At 27.7% G+C, this 20,440-nt stretch carries 22 protein-coding genes; 5 read left to right on the top strand and 17 right to left on the bottom strand.

What is annotated here, in order from left to right; all coding sequences use genetic code 11:
• The first annotated feature begins 44 nt into the window (after positions 1-44).
• From ABJG40_RS12025 to ABJG40_RS12015, 3 genes are all read left to right on the top strand, one after another.
• Positions 45-425, top strand: coding sequence for a transcriptional repressor (locus tag ABJG40_RS12025; protein WP_348024828.1), 381 nt, complete (start codon positions 45-47; stop codon positions 423-425).
• 108 nt (positions 426-533) lie between these two features.
• On the top strand, positions 534-1,148 hold the full coding sequence (locus ABJG40_RS12020; protein WP_348024827.1) for a DEAD/DEAH box helicase: 615 nt from the start codon (positions 534-536) through the stop codon (positions 1,146-1,148).
• A gap of 47 nt (positions 1,149-1,195) precedes the next feature.
• Positions 1,196-1,837 (top strand): thiamine phosphate synthase, encoded by a 642-nt coding sequence (locus ABJG40_RS12015; RefSeq protein WP_348024826.1) that lies wholly within the window; start codon positions 1,196-1,198, stop codon positions 1,835-1,837.
• An 11-nt stretch (positions 1,838-1,848) separates the two neighbouring features.
• Here ABJG40_RS12015 and ABJG40_RS12010 read toward each other — a convergent pair whose 3' ends face one another.
• Positions 1,849-2,364: a LysM peptidoglycan-binding domain-containing protein gene (locus ABJG40_RS12010; RefSeq protein ID WP_348024825.1), complete on the bottom strand. Its 516-nt coding sequence runs from the start codon at positions 2,362-2,364 to the stop codon at positions 1,849-1,851.
• A gap of 188 nt (positions 2,365-2,552) precedes the next feature.
• On the opposite strand from ABJG40_RS12010, the gene ABJG40_RS12005 reads away from it, so the two are divergent.
• On the top strand, positions 2,553-4,055 hold the full coding sequence (locus tag ABJG40_RS12005) for a hypothetical protein (RefSeq protein WP_348024824.1): 1,503 nt from the start codon (positions 2,553-2,555) through the stop codon (positions 4,053-4,055).
• A 96-nt stretch (positions 4,056-4,151) separates the two neighbouring features.
• On the opposite strand, the gene ABJG40_RS12000 is transcribed toward ABJG40_RS12005, so the two are convergent.
• The 14 genes from ABJG40_RS12000 to ABJG40_RS11935 form a co-directional block, all read right to left on the bottom strand.
• On the bottom strand, positions 4,152-4,355 hold the full coding sequence (locus ABJG40_RS12000; protein WP_348024868.1) for a DUF3360 family protein: 204 nt from the start codon (positions 4,353-4,355) through the stop codon (positions 4,152-4,154).
• Between the two features lie 22 nt (positions 4,356-4,377).
• On the bottom strand, positions 4,378-5,325 hold the full coding sequence (locus ABJG40_RS11995; RefSeq protein WP_348024823.1) for a DUF3360 family protein: 948 nt from the start codon (positions 5,323-5,325) through the stop codon (positions 4,378-4,380).
• A 112-nt stretch (positions 5,326-5,437) separates the two neighbouring features.
• Positions 5,438-5,878 carry a hypothetical protein gene (locus tag ABJG40_RS11990; protein ID WP_348024822.1) on the bottom strand — a complete coding sequence of 147 codons (441 nt, stop codon included), beginning with the start codon at positions 5,876-5,878 and terminating at the stop codon, positions 5,438-5,440.
• Positions 5,868-7,085 (bottom strand): FtsX-like permease family protein, encoded by a 1,218-nt coding sequence (locus tag ABJG40_RS11985; protein WP_348024821.1) that lies wholly within the window; start codon positions 7,083-7,085, stop codon positions 5,868-5,870. Before ABJG40_RS11985 ends, ABJG40_RS11990 begins: the two co-directional genes overlap by 11 nt.
• A complete protein-coding gene (locus ABJG40_RS11980) occupies positions 7,082-7,711 on the bottom strand; it encodes an ATP-binding cassette domain-containing protein (RefSeq protein WP_348024820.1) in 630 nt (209 codons plus the stop codon). The genes ABJG40_RS11985 and ABJG40_RS11980 overlap by 4 nt, the downstream gene beginning before the upstream one ends.
• A 31-nt stretch (positions 7,712-7,742) precedes the next feature.
• Positions 7,743-8,942 (bottom strand): GTP-binding protein, encoded by a 1,200-nt coding sequence (locus ABJG40_RS11975; protein WP_348024819.1) that lies wholly within the window; start codon positions 8,940-8,942, stop codon positions 7,743-7,745.
• 20 nt (positions 8,943-8,962) lie between these two features.
• The gene (locus ABJG40_RS11970) at positions 8,963-9,865 is read right to left on the bottom strand and encodes a GTP-binding protein (RefSeq protein WP_348024818.1); all 903 of its coding nucleotides are present in this window, start codon (positions 9,863-9,865) and stop codon (positions 8,963-8,965) included.
• A 16-nt stretch (positions 9,866-9,881) separates the two neighbouring features.
• Positions 9,882-10,838 carry a prolyl oligopeptidase family serine peptidase gene (locus tag ABJG40_RS11965; RefSeq protein ID WP_348024817.1) on the bottom strand — a complete coding sequence of 319 codons (957 nt, stop codon included), beginning with the start codon at positions 10,836-10,838 and terminating at the stop codon, positions 9,882-9,884.
• Positions 10,839-10,842: 4 nt separating this feature from the next.
• Positions 10,843-12,510 (bottom strand): alkaline phosphatase PhoX, encoded by a 1,668-nt coding sequence (locus ABJG40_RS11960; protein ID WP_348024816.1) that lies wholly within the window; start codon positions 12,508-12,510, stop codon positions 10,843-10,845.
• Between the two features lie 34 nt (positions 12,511-12,544).
• Positions 12,545-12,736, bottom strand: coding sequence for a hypothetical protein (locus ABJG40_RS11955; protein ID WP_348024815.1), 192 nt, complete (start codon positions 12,734-12,736; stop codon positions 12,545-12,547).
• Between the two features lie 383 nt (positions 12,737-13,119).
• Entirely contained in the window at positions 13,120-15,501 is a 2,382-nt protein-coding gene (locus ABJG40_RS11950) for a TonB-dependent receptor (protein ID WP_348024814.1), read from the bottom strand.
• Between the two features lie 231 nt (positions 15,502-15,732).
• Positions 15,733-16,320, bottom strand: coding sequence for a porin family protein (locus ABJG40_RS11945; RefSeq protein WP_348024813.1), 588 nt, complete (start codon positions 16,318-16,320; stop codon positions 15,733-15,735).
• 48 nt (positions 16,321-16,368) lie between these two features.
• Positions 16,369-16,566, bottom strand: coding sequence for a hypothetical protein (locus ABJG40_RS11940; protein ID WP_348024812.1), 198 nt, complete (start codon positions 16,564-16,566; stop codon positions 16,369-16,371).
• A gap of 17 nt (positions 16,567-16,583) precedes the next feature.
• Positions 16,584-17,057 carry a hypothetical protein gene (locus tag ABJG40_RS11935; protein WP_348024811.1) on the bottom strand — a complete coding sequence of 158 codons (474 nt, stop codon included), beginning with the start codon at positions 17,055-17,057 and terminating at the stop codon, positions 16,584-16,586.
• Between the two features lie 120 nt (positions 17,058-17,177).
• On the opposite strand from ABJG40_RS11935, the gene ABJG40_RS11930 reads away from it, so the two are divergent.
• The gene (locus tag ABJG40_RS11930) at positions 17,178-18,215 is read left to right on the top strand and encodes a helix-turn-helix transcriptional regulator (protein ID WP_348024810.1); all 1,038 of its coding nucleotides are present in this window, start codon (positions 17,178-17,180) and stop codon (positions 18,213-18,215) included.
• 10 nt (positions 18,216-18,225) lie between these two features.
• On the opposite strand, the gene ABJG40_RS11925 is transcribed toward ABJG40_RS11930, so the two are convergent.
• Together ABJG40_RS11925 and cls are read right to left on the bottom strand one after the other, a co-directional pair.
• Positions 18,226-19,002, bottom strand: coding sequence for a patatin-like phospholipase family protein (locus ABJG40_RS11925; RefSeq protein WP_348024809.1), 777 nt, complete (start codon positions 19,000-19,002; stop codon positions 18,226-18,228).
• A 13-nt stretch (positions 19,003-19,015) separates the two neighbouring features.
• On the bottom strand, positions 19,016-20,440 hold the full coding sequence (gene cls / locus ABJG40_RS11920) for a cardiolipin synthase (RefSeq protein ID WP_348024808.1): 1,425 nt from the start codon (positions 20,438-20,440) through the stop codon (positions 19,016-19,018).

Here is a 20,440-nt window from a genome sequence, read left to right as displayed (position 1 = left end):
CATTAATGCAACTAAGTTGTATTAATTTTATTTACATTTGTATTATGGGTGTATTAAGAAAAACAAAGTCTGTTAAATTGTTACTTACTGAGTTTGATAAAAAGTCAAGTGCAATTTCAGTGATAACCTTGGTTGATCGTCTTAAAGTTGAAATGAATAAGACTACTGTTTATCGTATTTTAGACAAACTTGAAGATGATGGTATTTTACATTCTTTTCTTGGTAAGAATGGACTTAAATGGTATGCTAAATGTAAAGGGTGTTCTTCTAAAACTCATCATGATGTTCATCCACATTTTCAATGTGTAAGTTGTGGAAAGGTAGATTGTTTAACTGTAAGTATTACCATTCCTGAAATTCCTAATTATAAAGTAGAAGCATCTCATGTACTTCTTCAAGGTAAATGTAAAGCTTGTATTGGTTAAGAAAATGAGAACATTTTATAGCTGTATAATATAATTATCTTAAAAAAACGCATCAATTAAATTGTATATTTGTGGCTATTATTAAAATTTATAATTGCCTAATTAAGTATGCCTTTTAAAAAATTACATTTCGATATAAAAGAAAAATTATCAGAATTTGAGATAACTATACCTACTCTTTTTCAAACAAAGAGCATACCTGCAATTAAAAGTGGTGCAAATTTATTTTGTATAGCCCCAAAAGACAGTGGCAAAACGACTACCTTAATTCTTACTACCATGCAAAAATTAAAATGTGAGGAAGTAGGCGTTGCTGCTAGAGCAACAGTTTTAGTAGAAAACAATGAAAAAGCTTTAGAATTGTATGAAGCTTTTATTAAATTTACAAGACATACTTCTTTACGAGTGTATGTTTGTGATGAAAAACAACATATAGATTTATTAAAATCTGAAATATTTGAAGGTGTAGACATTTTAATATCTACCCCAAAAACAATGAATAAATTATTACTATTAGAAGGTGTAAATACCACACAATTAAAAATATTTAATATTGATGATGCTACGTTTTTATCTAATAAAACTGTAAATGCAGATGTGTTAGCTATTACCCAAAGTATACATAAATGCCAGTTTGTTATTTATTCTGAAAAAATGAACCCAGCTTTACAACGTTTAGAGTCTTATTTTATGCAATTTGCTAGAAAAATTGCAATTAAATAATTAGAGAATTGTTATTGGTTTAAATTTTAGAAATTAAAAAAACAGATATGGTTATACCTAAATTACACTATATTTCTCAAGGAAAATCTGCTAAAGAGCATATAGAAAATATTCAAAAAGCCTGTTCTTCTGGGTCAGAATTAGTGCAATTAAATTTAAAAAATGTTTCTAAAGAAGAGTATCTAAAATTTGCTAAACAAGCCAAAGAAATTACTGAACATTTTCAAACTAGATTAATTGTAAACGAGTTTTTTAAAATTGCGAAAGTTATAAAAGCAGATGGTGTTTATTTTAATAAAACAGACTTCTGCCCTTCTTCTGTAAGAGCAAATCTATTTACTTGGCAAATAATTGGTGCAGCAGCAAATACATTACAAGAATGTAAAACTTTATTAACAAATCGGGTAGATTATATTAGTTTACAACCTTTTATAAATTTAGAAAATCAACCAAAAGAAATTATACCTTTGGGTTTAAACGAGTTTATCGCAATTATAGATGCTTTAAAAACCGAAACGCCAATAATTGGTTTTGGAGGTATAACTACTAAAGATGTAAATGCTATTTTAAATACTGGAATATCAGGAATTGGTGTTTCTACAGAAATTACAAATGATTTTAATTTGATTCGTACATTTAATAAATTATTAAAAGCATCTTCTACAGAAGAACAACGTCATTCATTTTAAAAAAAATAATATTATTTAATTCTTAATCGTTGTCCTATAAAAATTAAATTAGCATCTAAATTGTTCATTTTTTTTAAATCAGTTATAGAAACATTATATAATTTAGAAAGAGAATATAATGTGTCTTCTTTTTCTACCACATGCTCATTAGAATCTTCTAGATTAATATTTTTATCTTTAGTACCTATCAAAATTTTTTGATTTATTTTTAGTGTATTAAATTGAATACCACCATTTAACTTTTTTAATTTAGAAACAGAAATACCATAAATTCTCGAAATAGCATATAATGTTTCACCTCTTTCTACAATATGAATTAATGAATTGTTCTGAAAAGAAGAGATGTTTTTAGTGGTATCATTTTCTATCAGATGAATATCTTTTACTACTTCTCCTGTAATAATATTCATATATGCGGTTTTACCATCTAAAATTATTTTATCAAATTTAGAGGTTGCCTCATTATTTTGAGTAAAACTAGTAAAGTAACATAATATTGTAATAATTGTAAGATATGTTTTTATCATTATTTTATTAATTGAGTAATGAATTATTACAACAAAATTAGTGTAAAAATATAAAAATGTATCTTTTTTTCGATGAATGGATTTATTCACTTGATAAGTTGTAAAATCTAAAAAATACGGTTAAATAATTTCATTAAAAACGAAAATATAATACTATTTAAATTGTATTTTAGCTTTAAAATTTTTATATGAAACAATACGCTATTTCATTTCTTTTATTATTTGTTTTTTCATCAACAATGATTGCACAAAACAATCATTTTAATGTTCATGAAAGTCAAAAATATATAGATCAATTTAAGTCGACCAATATTTTAAATATTTACACAACAGATAGTCAACTAAATGTAATTGCTAGAAAAAGTAAATTGTATTTAGTTTTTGAAACATTTGATGATACTGCAAAAGGCAAAAATATAAAGACTGTAAAATTAAACAAAAAAGAAACCTTTGTAGGAGAGCTTTTTCATAATAATAAGTTACGTGTTTTTATGGTTGAAAGTCCTACTAAATCAGAGCGTAAGCTAAACTGTTACACGTATAATGTTAGTGATAATTCAATTGAAAAAGCAACACTCTTAGAAACAATTGTTAAAAAGAAAAGTGCTATTTTTTCTGGGCAAAATAAAAGACAAACCAACTTTTCTATTTCACCTAATAAAGAATTTATTGCTATTGCTACAGACATAGAAAAAAAGAGTTCTAACTCTTATAATGTACATGTTTATAATGCAGAAACCTTAACTCTTAATTACTCTAAAAGTTACTATAATAATACAGAAAAACATTACAGTTCTTCAGATATGATTGTAGATGATTTTGGTGTTGTATACAATGTAGGAAAAGAATATTTTAAAGGTAAAAGAGAGCGTAAAAATGCAAAAGCAAACTACTCTTATGTAATCTGTAAAATTAATAAAGACGCTGTTAAGATGGGAGCTATTATCTTAAAAAAAGATGAATATATTCAAAATTTAAATTTGTCTTTTGTTAAAAACAAATTAAGACTTTTAGGATATTACTCGGAAGACAAAGTGTTTGGAATTAAAGGTGTTAGCACATTTATGGTTGATAAAAGTAGTCTAGAAATTATTACAAAAAAGAAACAAAAATTACCTGCTACTGTTTTTGAAGATTTATATGGATACAGAAATACGAAAAGTAAAAAAAACTCAGAATTAACTAGTTTTACTTTAGATTACTTATTAGAAGATGATGAAGGAAATACATATTTAGTTGCAGAAGAATTTTATGTTACACAAGTATATGTTTCAAACGGAATGAACGGTGGTATGTATGTTACAACCTATCATTATGATGATATATTAATTACAAAATTAGATGCTTCTGGCACTTTAAATTGGGGACGTAGTATTTTTAAAAGAGACACCTCACCTTCTTACAATGCATTTATAAATAAAGGTAAATTATATGTATTATTAAATTCAGGTAAAAATTTAACAGCAAAAAAAGACGGTCGTTTAAAAGTATCTAAAGGATGGTTTGAGTCTAGTGCTTTGTATGTTTTTGTTTACGATAAAGAAGGCAAAGTAATACATGAAAAAATACAAGATAACAAAGGAAAAACAAAGTACATTCCTTACAAAGGTAGTTATGCAGATGGTAAATTTGTCTTATACAATCACTCAAATAACAAAAAACAATTAATGATTTTAGAGTGTATAAAATAATAAGAAATGATAAAAAAACTCAATGATTACTTGTAATAATTTAATAAATAAAAGTGCCATTGAGTTTTTTGAAACTAAAAATTTTTGTCAACTATTTTATAATACTTCTGGAATACCTGGTAATTGACCAGCCAATGCTAATGATACTGCACAGATAATAAACATTACGCCAGGAATTATTAACCTTTCTTTTAAACTTAATTTTTTAGCTCTTTCTCTATCACCAATTAAACCCATATTGTCTAATAACATCGTTAATGCCCAACCAAAAACAGGGTTTACAAAAGCACAAGCAAAAATACAAGTTCCTGCACTTAAAGAGTCATTTTCTTTTTTTAACCATTTGCATTCCTGCTTCTAATAATGGTAAAAACACACCTACAATTAAGGCAATTCTTAATACAGGTTCCCACATGGCTAAATCCATTGGATATCCAAAAACAGCCGCTAAAACACATAATAATGCTGTTAGAATTGCTCCACCAGGAATTGGTCTTTTAGCAATAGCAGCAGGTATCATATAAGTTCCCCAAGAAGAGGCAATATTACCACCACCTAAGAAAGCGCCTACTACTTGTCTAATTGAAGAAACAGCCATTGTATCATCTACATCCATTAAAACATCTTTTGCTTTTTTAGGATAGTTTAATTCTTGAAAAACACGATGACCTAAAAAATCTGGAGACCACATAGCTACTGCTAAAATTGCAAATGGAATTACGGCTATATAATGACCAAAATCTGGCCAACCTAATTGCCAACCTGTATTTTCACCCCACCACCAAAAAGGATTCATATGTGGCAAACCAGGTGCTGTTGTAAACTCAAAATTTACGCCCATTACATATGCAATTCCTCCTGCAATAGCAGAACATAATGGTATTGCTAACCATCGTTTTTTTAATCTTGCTAAAACAGCGTAAATAATAAGTGTTACTCCAATTACTACAAAAGAAACTGTACTTACATTTTCTGCTGCTGCCCAAGATTCGAATTTAGAAATTTGAGAAATTAAACCTACAGCACCTAAATATATTAATAAACCACCTCTAACCCCCACTCCTGTTAAAGACATTAGTTTAGAGCCACCTTTAGTAATACTTAAAATTAAACCAAAAACTCCAATAAGAATTCCAAGTGCTAATGGATGCCCTCCTGCTAATGCTATAATAGGAATTAAAGGTATCATAGGACCATGTGTACCCGCTAAATTTGCCTTAGGATTTAAGATTGCAGAGAAAAGAATTACAAAAATTCCACCAGCAATCAATAATTCAAAACGAACATTTTCTGCTAATTTGTTTGTTCTTAAATATGAGATATGTCAGTTTTCATATTTATATTTAATAAATGCAAGTGAAGTATTAGGATATCTTTGCACTTTATTTTTCTAATAATGTAACTACACAATTTTTAAGAATATAATTAAAATGCATTACATCGCTACTATTTAATTTTAGAGTTCCAGTGATTGATACTATATCGTCTGTTTTAAAATTTTTGGTATTTATATATTGTATTTCTACAGCAGTTTCTGGGCCACCTGCTCCACAAAAAAAACAAGAAGCCATAGGTCCTTTAGATAAAATAAACACATTTTCTGCTTGAATAATATCTAAAAAATACCCTTTTAAAGTTATTCTTTTTCCTTCTAAAGCTTTTATTGATGCTGAAAAAGTTGGGTATTTAAAGTAACCTTTATATTCTTTAAAATATTTATCTGTAAATGTAACTTTTGATAAATCTTGCCAATTAATTTCTTTCTGACTAAAACAGGTAATGCTATATATTAATAATAAAAATGTTATAATTTTATTTTTCATTACTTAGAATTGTTGATATGTTCATTTTTATGATAGGTATTATTGCTATTGAAACAGCGGTAATTACCATTAATATTATTAAAAGAGCTAATTGAAAAATGTCTATAAAAGGTAAGTCTTGTAACATGTTTAGTTTAATATTAGCAGGTTTAGAATTTAATAAAACTGTTAAGCCAATTTTTAAAAGCATAAAACCTACTAAAAATGATGCAAGAGCAATTAATAATCCCTCATATAATAGCATTTTTATCAATTGTAAATTATTTGCGCCATAAGTTCTTAAAATTGCCAAGTCAAAAGCACGTTCTTTCACCATTTTATATAGACTTATAAAAATAGTTAACGATGATATTAAAAGAATTAAATATGCTATTAAAGAAATCGTTGTAAACCCTATACTTGTGTATTCATCTAATTTATGCAATTCGTATTTCGGTAAAACTGCTTGTAAATTAGTGTTTTCATTAACTCTTTTTGGAAAGTTTAATAAAGCTCTAGGGCTTTTAAAACTTAATAATAATGATGTTATTTCTTTTTGATCCTCCTCCTCTTCATGATGATGATTTGTATGATTTTCTTTTTCTTCTTCCTCATGATGGTGTACATCCCAAATACTTTCTAAATTGGTGATTATTAGTCTATCAATAACTTTTTTTGTAGGCTTTAAAATACCTACAACCGTAAATTTATCTGAATGAACATCAATCTCATTTTCTACTAAACCATGAGAGCTTAAAAAAGTATCTCCTATTTTAAGATTCAATTGATGAGCTACAGAAAAACCTAAAACAACTTCCATAGAATGTGCTACAAACTTACCTTTATCTATTGAAGCTTCATATAAGGATATATAATCTTTTATTGTTCCTACAATTCTAAAACCTTTATAATTATCTCCATAAGAAATAGGGATTGTAGATTTTACCATTGGATGCGCTCCAATTTTTTGAGCTTCTTTAAAAGAAATGTTTCCAGTAGGATTGTCTAAATGTAAAACTGAAGCTAGAACTAATTGTAGTGGACTTCCTTTTGCTCCAATAATCAAATCTATGTTCCCCACATTGTTCTCAATTTGATTTTTAAACGAATTTTCTATTTGTTTAATACCTAATAAAAGTATAATACTTAATGATAAAGTAATAATGCTTAAAATACTATATAAGGGTTTCGATTTGATATTTTTTATTGTAATATTTCCTATGCTCATAACGTAATTGAATTTTGGAAATACTTTTTTATTCTTTGATCATGCGTAATTACAATTAAGTTAGCATTAGTTTGTTTTGCTTGCTTAATTAATAACTCTATAACATTTTTACAGTTTTCATCATCTAAACTAGAAGTTGGTTCATCTGCTAAAATAACTTGAGGATTATGAATGACTCCCAAAGCAATTCCTAAACGCTGCAACTGACCTTCACTAAGGTTATTGATTTTACTTTTTTTAAACTCTGTAAGTTCTAATTGCGCTAATAAATTTTCTATGTCAGTATTATTCATTGGTTTTTTACTAAACAACAACCGTGTTTTTAAATTTTCAAAAACATTTAATGATTGAATGGCATGTTTTTTCTGAAAAACCAATCCAATATTTTGGCCTCTATATTTATCTAATTTATTGTTATTTAGATTGTTAATTTTAATTTCATCAATCAATATATGCCCCTTTAAAGGTTTTAACAAACCAGCTAAAAGATGTAGAAATGTTGTTTTACCTACACCAGATTTACCCAAAATGAGTAGGTTTTCTTGGTCTTTTAAATGAATATCTGGAAAACGAAATAGAGGTTCGTTTTTATTATATTGAAATGTAAGTTTATCTGTTTGTATCATTTTTTGTATTCATATCTTTTTATAAACATTATCAACTTGTAATTGGCCATTGATCTTCTTGTGGAAAGGATTCATTCTTCCATAATTCTAATTCTAAATCTGTAAGTAAACAATTGTTTAATTGAGCTATCATTTTATCTTTACTTAGATGTTGCCCTATAAAAACGAGTTCTATTTTTCTATCACCAAATAAAACATCCCATTCTAATTCAATATCATCTTTATGCTCTACAAAAGAGGCAAAATTAATTCGTTCAGAAAAAGGCATAGAAGCCCACCAAACACCAGCGTTATCTGCTTTACAAGAACCACCAGCAGAACTCCATAATAAAGCTTGTTTAGATCTTGATGCTAACCAAAATAACCCTTTGCTTCTGATGATGTTTTGCGGAAAATCTTGGTTTAAATAGTTTAAAAATCGTTCTGGATGAAAAGGTTTTTTACTTCTAAAAACAAATGAACTAATACCATATTCTTCGGTTTCTGGTATATGTTCATTTTCTAATTCTTTTAACCATCCTGCAGAAGCTTCTGCTTTTTCATAATTAAATAAACCTGTATTTATTACATTTTCTAATGCTACTTTAGATTGTTTTGTTGTAATAATTTTTGCTTCAGGATTCAATTTTTGAATGATGGTTTTTAATTCCTCTACATTGTCTTCAGAAACTAAATCTATTTTATTTAAAAGAATAACATTAGCAAATTCAATTTGATCTGTTAATAGGTTTACAATCGTTCTATCATCACCTTCTATATTGGTTAATTCTCTAGTAGTTAAATAATCTGCACTAGAAAAATCTTTTAAGAAATTAAAAGCATCCACAACTGTTATCATATTGTCTATATAACTAAACCTACTCAAATCAATTTTACCATCTTCACTTTCAAAAGTAAACGTTTGCGCTACGGGTATAGGTTCACTAATTCCTGTACTTTCTATTAATAAATAATCGAATTTATTTTGTTTTGTTAGTTTTTCTACCTCAATCATTAAATCTTCACGAAGTGTACAACAAATACAACCATTAGACATTTCTACTAACTTTTCTTCGGTTCTAGAAAGTGTATTTTCATTGGCAATAAACTGAGCATCTATATTTACTTCGCTCATATCATTTACAATAACTGCTACTTTTAAGCCTTCTTTATTATGTAATACATGGTTTAACAATGTTGTTTTTCCAGCTCCTAAAAAGCCACTTAAAACAGTAACAGGTAGTTTTTTCATTTTTGTTTTAATATTATTAGTTATTCTTTAATAAGAATAGATTGTATTATTTTATCTAGAATTAAAGGATCACTTCCAGGGCCTATGCTTAATAATTTAGTTCCGGTTATTGGTATGCCATTAAATGGGCGAATAAAAACTTCTCCATCTGGTTTACGTTCAAAAAAAGTATAATTATCATCACCTTTAATTTTAGCACAACCTTTTATTCTTAGAATACTTTTAGGAATAGATTTACAAATTTCATTAATGTATTTTTTATCAGATATAAGAGGTAAATCAATAGAGCAAGAAGACCAATGTGCTTTTTGATGCTCTAATATTTTTGATAAATTTTTAGAGGGCAATAACTCTGGTAATAATAAAATATCTAAATCTTTTAGAGTTACTATTTTTGCAGTAGGATTTTTTTGTTTTAAATCTTGTATAACTGCTGTTTTTCTTTTTTTACTTATTGTTTCTATGTGTGATAAAATTAATAATGAAGAGACTTGAATCTGATTTGCTTCCAATTCATTATGCGCTTCTCTTTTCTGCCAATTTTTTACATCTATAACAGAAATTTGAATGGGAGGTAAAAAACGATCATTTATTCCTACTCCTAAAAATTCGACGAGTCTACAAGCATCTGTTGTACCATTAGCTTCTATAAATGTAATTCCATTTTCTCTTTTAGGGATTCTGTTTACTGCGTTTCTTAGTTCTTCTATACCATTGCAACAAATACAGCTGCCACTTAAAGCTTTAATGTTTTTTAAGTCTATTTGTGTTGTAAGTTGCTGAGCATCTATATATGCGTATTCGTAATCATTAAGAATCACAAAAGGACTCCAACCTTTGTCAGAAAACTTTTCTATTAAATATTTTAATAAAGTAGTTTTTCCAGCACCTAAAAATCCAACAATGGTTATTATTGCTTCCATTTTGTTTTATTTCAATTTATCTTCCATGTAATTCCATATTTGGTAATTTATTTTCATCTTTTAAATAGTAATCAAAAAAACCTTTTGTATGAGTAAAATATTGGTTACGGTATTCTCTAATACCATGATCTGCACCTTCAAATAAAATAAAACGAACTGGATGTTTGTATTCGTATAATTTAGTTATTAACTCTAGAGATTCAGACGCTTGTACACGCCAATCAGCACTACCATGCATTATTAAAAGAGGTGTTGTTTTGCACATTTTATCTGCCCAAAATACAGCAGATCTTTTTTTTAGTTCTCTTTCTTTATTTTTTATGTAATTTGGAATATATTTAGCATATACATGTTCTTCAAACTCAGGCCTATTTTTTAGTTGTTCAAAAGCATTTGCTGCACCTGCAAGAACTACTGCTGCTTTAAATTGACATGTTTTTTTTAAAGATTGATACGTCATCATACCTCCTCTACTTGCTCCTTCTAAACCGATTCTAGATGTGTCTGCATTTTCAATTTCATTTAATGTAGGTATAAGGTTTAAAACATCATTAATATCTTTACCTCCTGCTTCTTCTTTACCTTCGCTACCACCATTACCTCTGTATTGACTTGCAACAACAACATACCCCCAACTTGCTAATTTTCCTAAAAAGAAACTCACTCCAACTTCACTCCATTTACCAAATTCTCCTGTTCCTCCTCTATTAGAAATAATACATGGAAATTTACCTTTTGCAATGGGTTTAGCTATAAAACCTTTTACTTTTAGTGAATCTGATAAATAGGTTATCTTATAAAATTCTACTTTTTTTAAAGTTGCCATCATTTTAGCATCTCCTTTGTAAATCTTAGCTAATGTAGCATCACTTAAAATAAGCTTTTCTTTTTCTATAATTTTTCCATTTTGAGCAAAAGTAAAATGGATTATAAAAAATGTAAAAAACAATAAAAGAGTTAATTTTTTGTTCATAAATTTAAGATTCAATTATATTTAATTTGTTCATTTTTTCTATCAAATCTCCTGTTATTGCTACTACAGTTGGTTTTGGAATTTGATCATTATCAAAAGGCCATTTGCTAGTTGGGTTATTTAAATCTGTAGTTTGTTCTCCTGGATGCTGTACGCTTAAAAATAATGTTTTTCCATCTGGAGAAAACCAAGGACCTGTTAGTTCTGCATCTCTTGGAGCTGAAGCCACTCTGATTACTTTACCTACTTCTTTACCATATCTTGGTATCACAAAAAGACTATTGTTTTTAAATTCTATATAAGGTTTGTCTTCTTTGTTCATAGACGAACCAGACATGTCTGAAGTTAACCAAAGGTTTCCTGCTAAATCAAATGCTAAATTATCTGGACAAGAAAAACCATGTTCTTCTCCTCCTGCTTTATATGTAGATGCTTTAAAGGTTAAAGCGTCAAACTTACCATTGGTTTCTTCAATTTTAAGAATAGATCCATGAAAATCGTTTTTATCACTATTATTCGTTAAAGAAACTAATACATGCCCAGTAATGGGATCTATTTCTATATCTTCTGGTCTGTTTAATTCGGTTGCCCCTAGTAATTTTGCTGCTTCTCTAGCTCTAATTAATAATTCTGTTTGGTCTTTAAATTTATCTTTTAAAATGGGGTGATTATCCCAATCTAACGCCAACCATTTTCCATTAATTGTATCTGCAACATATAAGGTTCCTTCTTTTAATGAGCTTGGTTTAGAAGAAATAAATTTATACAAATGTTCACTTTTTTTGTCATCTCCAGAATAAGCTACAACACGTTTATCTTCTAATTCATAAAGTGTGCAACATTCATGTGCAAACCTACCTAAAGCAATGTGTTTTTGTATAGTACCGTCTTTAGGGTTTACTTCTACTACCCAACCATAATGTTCTGGCGGATATTTATAAATTTTTTCCCAACCAAAATAACTTGGAATATGTGTTGCAATATTATTATTGTTATAGCGTGTTTCTCCAAAACAATCTTGATAATTTTCTTCGCAAGTAATAAATGTTTTCCAAGATGTAATTCCTCCAGAACAATTGCTATGGGTTCCAATTACGGTTGTTTTTCCTTTAATGGCAGTATCCCAGTTTAATTCTATAGGTGTTTTGGCTGTTATACGTCTATTGTGTGGATCATTTTGTACAACACTCCAAATGCCATTTTCTTCTTTAATTCTTACAATGCTACCTCCAACATTGTACATTTCTTTATCTACCTGTTCTTTTGTTTTTTTTGCATTTGAATTCGCATTAAAATCAGAAACAAAAAGCGGATTTACGTATTCATGATTTACCCATAATAATCGGTCTTTAGGAGTATTATCATCAAAAGGAATAAAACAAGTAAAGTCATTATTAAACCCAAAAGTATCTATTTCATTAATCTTATCACCCCATTTTACAACACAATGATAATCCAACCCTTTTGCTAGTAATAAATTATCTTTATCAGAAGCTTCTAACCCTTTTAAAGTAAGTTTTTTTAATTCATTTAGTCTTTTACTAGAAGTTTTAGTAAAATTATTAGTTGGTGTTGTTACTTGACCACAATTGATTAAAAATTGAGGCATCACAACAGCTCCTATACCAGCTTTACCCATAAAGGATATAAACTTTCTTCTATTATAACTCATATTCAGCAATTATTTTATAAATTTTAAATCATCGTTAAGTAATACGTTTTAATATTTGAAGAAAAATGATTCTCTCCAACAATATTAATATGTTCTTTTTCTTTATTAACAAAGCATTTCTATAATAAGTTGTTATTCGAGATTTTACAATAAAAATAAAAGGAGTAGTTACACCATAAATAATGTATAAAGTACTTGCCATAGGTCTTAAGCTTTCTGCTTTCATTTTATTTAATCACATTTTAATACAACTGAGTTGCAAATATAGTACTAATATAGAATAATGCAACTATGTTGCGTTAATAGATTGTATGAGTTATTTAGCTTATAATGTTAATATTAAAATATACTTATTTATAAATTAATGCAAGAAAGAATAAAACTGTTAGGTAAAAAAGTAAATTATTTTTAGAGCGAAATCATAATATTCATCTGTAGTTAAATGTTGATTTTTTGGTAAAAAAGATAGTTGAATATTAAGCTTTATTTGCCAGAAATTGTGAACTAAAAAAAGGAATCTTCTCAATTAGTAAGTCAAAAAAAAGCTGAAAATGTGAATTTGTAGGTTCTATGAATTCTATTGCTATCAAATTCTATTTTTTTTTTAATTTACCTCCTTCTACCTCCAGAATACGTCATTGCTTCTCCTTTACCAAAACCATAACTAATACCTAAAGTAATAAAACGACCACGTTGACTAAAACTGTAGTTTTTAAAAGTTGGTTGTACTACAAATTGTTCAGAAACACTAGAAGAAAACAGATCTCTAACCCCTAAATTAACAATTGCTTTTCCTTTAAATATTTTTTTACGTACACCCATATTTAAAAAAGCATATCCTGTAATGTTTCCTTGAAGGGTTTCATATCCAGAACGATAATTACCAGTAAACTCAACATCTATATCTGTTGGTAAGCCTATTTTGGCACCTAATCTAGTAGACCATTGACTTCCAAAAAAATCGAAGTTTTGGGTTTCGAAAGTACCTTTTCTATCAAAATAATTGTAATTAAAATCTCCTGTTAACGTAAGCCAATTATTAGGTGTTAATTTTCCATTGGTTTCAAAACCTATAGAAGAATTTGTACCAATATTATTTGGTTTAGAGTAGGTAATATTATTTTCATAAGTAGAAACTCGTTCAATAACATCTGTTGTATATCTGTGGTAAAGACTAGAACTTAAAGAGGCTTTACCTATTTTATAAATACTCGTTATCTCATAAGAATCTGTAAATTCTGGTTGAAGATTCGGATTTCCTGCACTAATATTAAAATTATTTCGAATATTAAAAAATGGATTTAAATCTCGTAATCTGGGTCTAAAAATTCGTTTAGAATATCCCGCTTGTAACGAAAAATTTGCACCTACTTTATAAGAGGTATGAAAAGTTGGAAAAAAATTAGAGAAATTTTGCTCGTTAGATTGGTTGGTATTGGTTAGAAGGGTTTTTAAATTTGTTTGTTCTAATCGAATACCTACTTTTAAACCCCATTTTTCTTTTTCATAAGCAGCAGTTCCATAAAGTCCAAATACTTTTTGAGTATACTCAAAATTATTTGTTAAATCTTCATTTACAACATAAGCATTATTTATTAAATCTCTAACTTCATAATCATTACCAACGTCATTTATTACATATTGAGCACCAGTTTCTAGTGTGTAATTTTTTGAAATAGGATTTGTGTAATCTGCTTTAAAAGTATAATCTGCTTGTTTAAAATCTGTATCTGCTTGTTGATTACTATCGGTATCTAATCCTGATAAAGTGGTATTTGTAAATTGAGATGATAAATCTTTGCCGAAAAAACGCCCTAAAGCACTAAACAATAAAGTATGCTTTTCATTATTCTTAAATTCTTTCTTATAGTTTAATTCGTAACTATATTTAGGATTTGTAGCATCTGTAGTTTCAGTTCTCTCCCAACTTGAAATAAGGTTATTTGCAGCATCTAAATAGCTAAAATTAATATTAGAAGGTTGCTCTTCTATCTCGTAAGCAAAATTACCAGATAATGTTAAAACGTTTAAATCATTAATATGATAATCTGTACCTAAAGTAAGATTGTAAAAGGTTTCATTTCTATATTCTGTTCCTTTGCTATAAATAACTTCGTTATTGGTTAAATTTTGGTTGTTGGCTTCAGAATCTTTTGGTAACGATCTATATCCTGCACCTAATTGTGCAAATAAATTAAAATTTTCTGTTCTACGATTTAAACTTAAACCTACACTATGATTATCTGGAATTCCTGTATTAACAGAAACAGCTCCATTCCACCCCTTTTTTTCTTCTTTTTTTAAAATGATGTTTAAAATACCTGCTGTACCAGATGCTTCATATTTAGCAGAAGGATTTGTAATTACCTCAATACTTTCTATCATATCTGCAGTAATAGTACCTAAGGCATTGCTAGATTCATCTGCTAACACAGAGGGTTTACCGTTGATTAAGATTTGTACACCAGAACTTCCTCTAAGACTTACTTCTCCTTCAATATTTACATTTACAGAGGGTACATTATTTAATACTTCTAAGGCACTTGCACCAGAACTACTAATATCTTTACCTACATTAAAAACACGTTTATCTAATTTAAAAGTTGTTTTAGAAATTTCACTTGTTACTACAACCTCATCTAAAGATTGACTGTCTGTTACAAGTATAATTTTACCAAAATCTAACTTTCCTTTTACAATTTTAAATGTCTTTATTGTTTTTGTTTCAAATCCTATAAAGCTTACTTCTACATAGAAATTTGTTTTAGAAGTTGTAATACTAAACAACCCCTCATCATCTGAGGTAGTACCAAAGATTAGTTTATTAGTTGCCCTATCTTTAATTACAACAGTTGCAAAAGGAACAGGTTGTAAAGTTGTATCTTCAATTAATTTACCAGTAATTTTAATAATTGAGTTTTGGGCAATCGTATAATTACTTATACATAGTATGAATACAAGTGATAAAATGCTTTTTAAATAAAATTTCATTTGATAGTAATATAGAAGTAATTAGGTGTAGTTTTTTTCAGGAGCAATATAAAACAATTTCATAAAGAAGTTTTAATAAAACTAAAGTTCAATATAAATCGTTCATTATATCAGAACAATTCATATTGAACTCAAATATTTTATGTTATATTTTAAATGTATTCAATTCTTAGGTAGATTTATTAAAAAAATAAGATAGAAAACTTAGTTTTCTATCTTTATTGATTGAATCTAAAAATCAAATCCTACATATACTTGCCAAACTCTATTTTTGGGTTTGTCTTCATCATAAATATCATTTTGACCTAAATGGTGTCTTACTCCTAAACTGATACCTGATTCGCTTTTAAAACCAGCACCTAAGTTTATACCCCAATCAAAATTTTCTGGTTCAAATTCTTCTGATGTATCATATAGAACAAAACCAGCATCAAAAGTTTCTTTGTGTGAAATAGAAACTCCTATTTGAGGTCCAGCTTCTAAAAAGAAACTATTTACAGGATATAATTTAAACATTATTGGTATGTTTATGTAATCTAATTTTTGTTTATAGGTACCACCATTATCTACAATTTTGTATCCTTGTTGTGAGTATAATATTTCTGGTTGAATTGAAAAGTATTTACCTAAAAAAGATTCACCATAAAAACCAATATGAAACCCTTGTAATTTTTCTGTTTCTGAGGTACCATCAAAACTTACAAAAGAAAGATTATATCCACCTTTTATACCTGCTGTTGATTTCTTTTTTATGTCTTGAGCATTTAATGATATAACACTTACCATCATTAAAGTTATTATTAAATATATTGTTTTCATTTTTATATAATTTATGGTTATTTATAATAATTGTTTTACTTCTATTTTTTATTTCTTCATTAGAAAACTGGCTATTAATGTAATTAGCCCAATACCAATACTTATATAAGCATTGTTGTTACTCTGAGTTTCGAACTCTGCAATACCAATATCTACAGATGCTTCAGGAGTAACAAGTTCATACCCTCCGTAAATTAATAGGGCAAATCCGGCTACTATTAAAATTGTTTTAATCGTTTTATTCATGGTTATAAGTTTTTATATTAAAATTGGTATCTAATACCTAAAGCAATGTCTAGGTCTAAATCGTTACTGTAAGTATCATTAAAGCCTAATTCTGGTCTAATATCTAAAGACATTAAAAGTGGTATGTTAAAATTATATTCTATACCTAAATTTGCAGCTACTAAAGCAAATGCCCCATCATCATTAGGTGAATCGAATGATCCTACACCAGCACCAGCACCAACAAACCAATTAAAGTTATTATCTAAGGCATTTACCCATTGGTATAATCCTACTAATTTAAAAGCCTCTATATTATTAGAATTTCTAAAACCTAAATCAAACTCTAAACGATTGTTATCTGACACGTATTTTTGATAAGATATTTCTCCTCCAAATCCATCATTATCTCCTACTCTAATCCCCAAAGCATTTTTTGAGATTTCTTGAGCGGAAATTGTTGCAGTAAATAATAAAATTGTACCAAATAAAATTGTTTTTAAATATTTCATAATTCTTGTTTTTAAGTTCAAAACAAAGATATTATCAAACTACTTTTTGGTTTTGCTCATATAATTTTGATGTTGACTCATTTAATTAGCTTACATTTATTGCACCCAAAAAATATAACTGTGAAAACTATTAATATTACTGCTCAGAGTACAGAAGGAACCGTTAGACAAATTAGAGATGTTATTGGAGGTAGCATAAGAGAACGTTGGGGAGAGTATATTTTAGAAGTTGACAATGAAAATGCTAAGGGAACTATTACTTTTATTACTTTTGAATGGGGAGGTAGTACTTTAGAGTATAATATTACTTTTTTTGATGATATTACTTTAATTATGGATGCTTCAGAATTTAATCCTATTCATTTTACCTATACTTCTTTAGGACATTGTTATCATCGATTTGAGTTAGAAGATAAAAAAAGAAAGCTAGAACAATTTCAATCTGTAATTATAACGAGTAAAGATGATGGTTATAATTATGGTTATTTTGAAAAAAATGTACCTATTCGTATTCATATCATTCAAATTAGCAGAATGAAATTTATAAAAAAACGCTTAAATGATGCTTCTATTTTAAATCAACATTTATATAATGTTTTTCATGATCAGCAACATGAAAAGGTGTTTGCTTATTTTGGTACTTATAATTTAAAATTGGCGAATCTTATCAAACAATATGATAATGTAAAACAAAAAGGAATGATCAGAATCTTGATTAAGGAAGGTATTGTGTATCAAATTTTATCAGAACACATGCTTCAACATGATAAAGATGTTAAATTAAAAAAACAACCTAATACTTCACTCTCAAAAAAAGAATTAAATAGGGTTAGAAAAGTTGCTGAAAAAATTTTAAAAGATGTATCTATAGATTATACTGTAGAAGAGTTAGCAATTTCTAGTACTTTAACACAAGCTAAATTACAAGAAGGATTTAAGTTGTTGTATACAAGAACTGTAACAGAATATATTAGGCACGTTCGATTAGAAGAAGCTAGAGATTTAATAAATTCTACAGATTTGAATATCTCTCAAATTGTGTACACTATAGGTTTTAGTAGCAGAAGTTATTTTTCAAAGATTTTTAAAAAGAAATATAACATTTCACCAAGTCAGTTTTTAAAAAACAAACAAGAAGCAAATATTAAGGTGGCTTAAAATCTAACTGTTATTTATTCTTTAAGAACAATTTACATTTTTTATAAATTTTTTCTGCTTCTTTATTATCTAAACCAGAATAATTATAAAGCGGAAATCGTATGGTAAGATTTGTATTAAAAAACTTAAAACTTTCTGCGGAATGTGTCATTAAAAAAATTGCCTGTTCTAAAACTTTTAATGTAGAGTTTAATTCTTCTTTGGTTCTTTTTGGAGGGTCACTCACATAACTCCCAATTAATGGTAAATCTGATTGTTCAAATGGTTTAATAGGAAAATTGTCTAAAACTCCACCATCTGAATATAAAATGTTATTGATATTAATTGGGCTAAATATACCTGGTATTGCACAAGATGCTAAAACAGGTTTTAACAATTTGCCTTTATTAAAATAACGTATGGTACCATCTTGTATATTAGTTGCAGTTATATGTAAAGGAATATCTAATTCGCTAAAATTGGACTTAATTTTATTTTCAATTGCAGTTTTAAATAAAAACGTGTCAAAAAGACCTGCTTTTGTAATACTAAAAAAAGAGATTTTAAAAATACTAGTTTCCTTAAATATTTTTAAAATTTCTTTTGTTGTTAAACCAGAAGCATATAAAGAGGCTACTAGAGCTCCTCCACTACTCCCTGAAATAGCATTAATTTTTAAACCTAATTCTTCAATTCTTTCAAGAAGTGCTAAATGTCCAGTAGATTTAACACCACCGCCAGATAAAACTAAATTGATAGGAATATTTTTATCTAATTCTTCTAGTTTTGTAATATTTTTTTTACTCATTGTAGTCTGTTTTTTATAATAATGGACTGAATATTTTTGCACATCCTTCTAATAATTTTGTTGACAAAGGGCGATTTTTAAAAGATTCATAATCTAAAATTTCACAATTTTCTAAGCTGTTTTTAAAATCATTACTCAAGTTTTTAGCAATAATTGTATCATTAATAAGTATGTTAACTTCATAATTATACTCAAAACTTCTATAATCAAAGTTTCCAGATCCAATAGAGGCAATTTCTTCATCTATAATTATTAATTTACTGTGAGAGAAAGTATCTTTTAAAACACAAATTTTAACTCCTGCTTGTAACAAATCTTCAAAATTAGCAAACATACTATGTTTGGCTATTTTACTATCGTTATTTTTTGGTACCATTATTTTTACATCTATTCCACTTAGAACTGCCATTTTTAGAGCTTCTAACAATGCTTTATTTGGAATAAAATAGGGGTTTTCTATATAAATAGAGTCCTCCGCAGAATTAATCATAGTAAGATATTGATGTAAAATAGATAAATATTTAAGATCTGGGCCTCCTGCTACAATTTGAACGATAGAATTTCCTTTTTCTTTTTGAAAAGGAAGATAAAATTGATTTGTTAATAAAACTTCGTTACTGGCAAAATAATAATCTTTGATAAAAATTCTATGTAAATGATCTACTGCAGGTCCTTCTATTTTTACATGCAAATCATCCCAAACACCTAAATCTGATTTTGATTTTATGTATTTATCAGAAACATTAACTCCACCTGCAAAAGCCATTACACCATCTATAATAGCTATTTTTCTATGGTTTCTATAGTTTAGCGTAGATAAAATAGATCCTAATTTAAGAGGAAGAATAGGATATGTTTTTGCGCCTAAATTTTCTAGTTTTTTTACCGCTTTATTTTTCCATCCACTACTACCAATAGCATCATATAAAATTCTAATTTCTATTCCGTTTTTAATTTTTTCTGTAAACAAACTAATTAATTTATCTAACAACTCTCCTTCTTCTAAAATATAATATTGAATATGGATAAATTTTTTAGCTTTAGAAAAAGCTTCAAAGATTTCATTAAATGTGGTTTTTCCGTCTTTTAATAATTCTAATTTATTTCCTTGAACACTAGGGAAACCTGAACTTTTTTGTAATAATTTTCCTATTCTTTTAAATTTTTCAACATCGTATTTATAGGTGAATTTTTCTCTATTATCACTTTTATGCCTTAAATCATATAGTTTTCTTTTGGCATTAAAATTAAGTGTAAAAAATTTAAATTTCTTTCTGTTTATTCCAAAAAGCACATAAAAAACAACTCCTATAATAGGAAAAATAATTACAATTAAAAGCCAACCTATTGATCTTGCAGGGCGACTTCCGTATAAAATAATACTAAAAATAGCCCAAAGTGTACTAACTGCGTACATAATATAAAATAGGGTTGCCAT

The organism is Polaribacter sp., assembly GCF_039939415.1.
In the GTDB taxonomy this organism is placed as follows: domain Bacteria; phylum Bacteroidota; class Bacteroidia; order Flavobacteriales; family Flavobacteriaceae; genus Polaribacter.
The sequence above is the reverse complement of the archived record's forward strand: the minus strand, read 5'-3'. Positions and strand labels throughout refer to the sequence as shown.

Bases quoted from the DNA above. Each gene is read 5' to 3' on its own strand.
- ABJG40_RS12025 (WP_348024828.1), top strand. From the start codon at position 45: ATGGGTGTATTAAGAAAAACAAAGTCTGTTAAATTGTTACTTACTGAG.
- ABJG40_RS12020 (WP_348024827.1), top strand. From the start codon at position 534: ATGCCTTTTAAAAAATTACATTTCGATATAAAAGAAAAATTATCAGAA.
- ABJG40_RS12015 (WP_348024826.1), top strand. From the start codon at position 1,196: ATGGTTATACCTAAATTACACTATATTTCTCAAGGAAAATCTGCTAAA.
- ABJG40_RS12010 (WP_348024825.1), bottom strand. From the start codon at position 2,364: ATGATAAAAACATATCTTACAATTATTACAATATTATGTTACTTTACT.
- ABJG40_RS12005 (WP_348024824.1), top strand. From the start codon at position 2,553: ATGAAACAATACGCTATTTCATTTCTTTTATTATTTGTTTTTTCATCA.
- ABJG40_RS11990 (WP_348024822.1), bottom strand. From the start codon at position 5,878: ATGAAAAATAAAATTATAACATTTTTATTATTAATATATAGCATTACC.
- ABJG40_RS11985 (WP_348024821.1), bottom strand. From the start codon at position 7,085: ATGAGCATAGGAAATATTACAATAAAAAATATCAAATCGAAACCCTTA.
- ABJG40_RS11980 (WP_348024820.1), bottom strand. From the start codon at position 7,711: ATGATACAAACAGATAAACTTACATTTCAATATAATAAAAACGAACCT.
- ABJG40_RS11975 (WP_348024819.1), bottom strand. From the start codon at position 8,942: ATGAAAAAACTACCTGTTACTGTTTTAAGTGGCTTTTTAGGAGCTGGA.
- ABJG40_RS11970 (WP_348024818.1), bottom strand. From the start codon at position 9,865: ATGGAAGCAATAATAACCATTGTTGGATTTTTAGGTGCTGGAAAAACT.
- ABJG40_RS11965 (WP_348024817.1), bottom strand. From the start codon at position 10,838: ATGAACAAAAAATTAACTCTTTTATTGTTTTTTACATTTTTTATAATC.
- ABJG40_RS11960 (WP_348024816.1), bottom strand. From the start codon at position 12,510: ATGAGTTATAATAGAAGAAAGTTTATATCCTTTATGGGTAAAGCTGGT.
- ABJG40_RS11955 (WP_348024815.1), bottom strand. From the start codon at position 12,736: ATGAAAGCAGAAAGCTTAAGACCTATGGCAAGTACTTTATACATTATT.
- ABJG40_RS11950 (WP_348024814.1), bottom strand. From the start codon at position 15,501: ATGAAATTTTATTTAAAAAGCATTTTATCACTTGTATTCATACTATGT.
- ABJG40_RS11945 (WP_348024813.1), bottom strand. From the start codon at position 16,320: ATGAAAACAATATATTTAATAATAACTTTAATGATGGTAAGTGTTATA.
- ABJG40_RS11940 (WP_348024812.1), bottom strand. From the start codon at position 16,566: ATGAATAAAACGATTAAAACAATTTTAATAGTAGCCGGATTTGCCCTA.
- ABJG40_RS11935 (WP_348024811.1), bottom strand. From the start codon at position 17,057: ATGAAATATTTAAAAACAATTTTATTTGGTACAATTTTATTATTTACT.
- ABJG40_RS11925 (WP_348024809.1), bottom strand. From the start codon at position 19,002: ATGAGTAAAAAAAATATTACAAAACTAGAAGAATTAGATAAAAATATT.
- cls (WP_348024808.1), bottom strand. From the start codon at position 20,440: ATGGCAACCCTATTTTATATTATGTACGCAGTTAGTACACTTTGGGCT.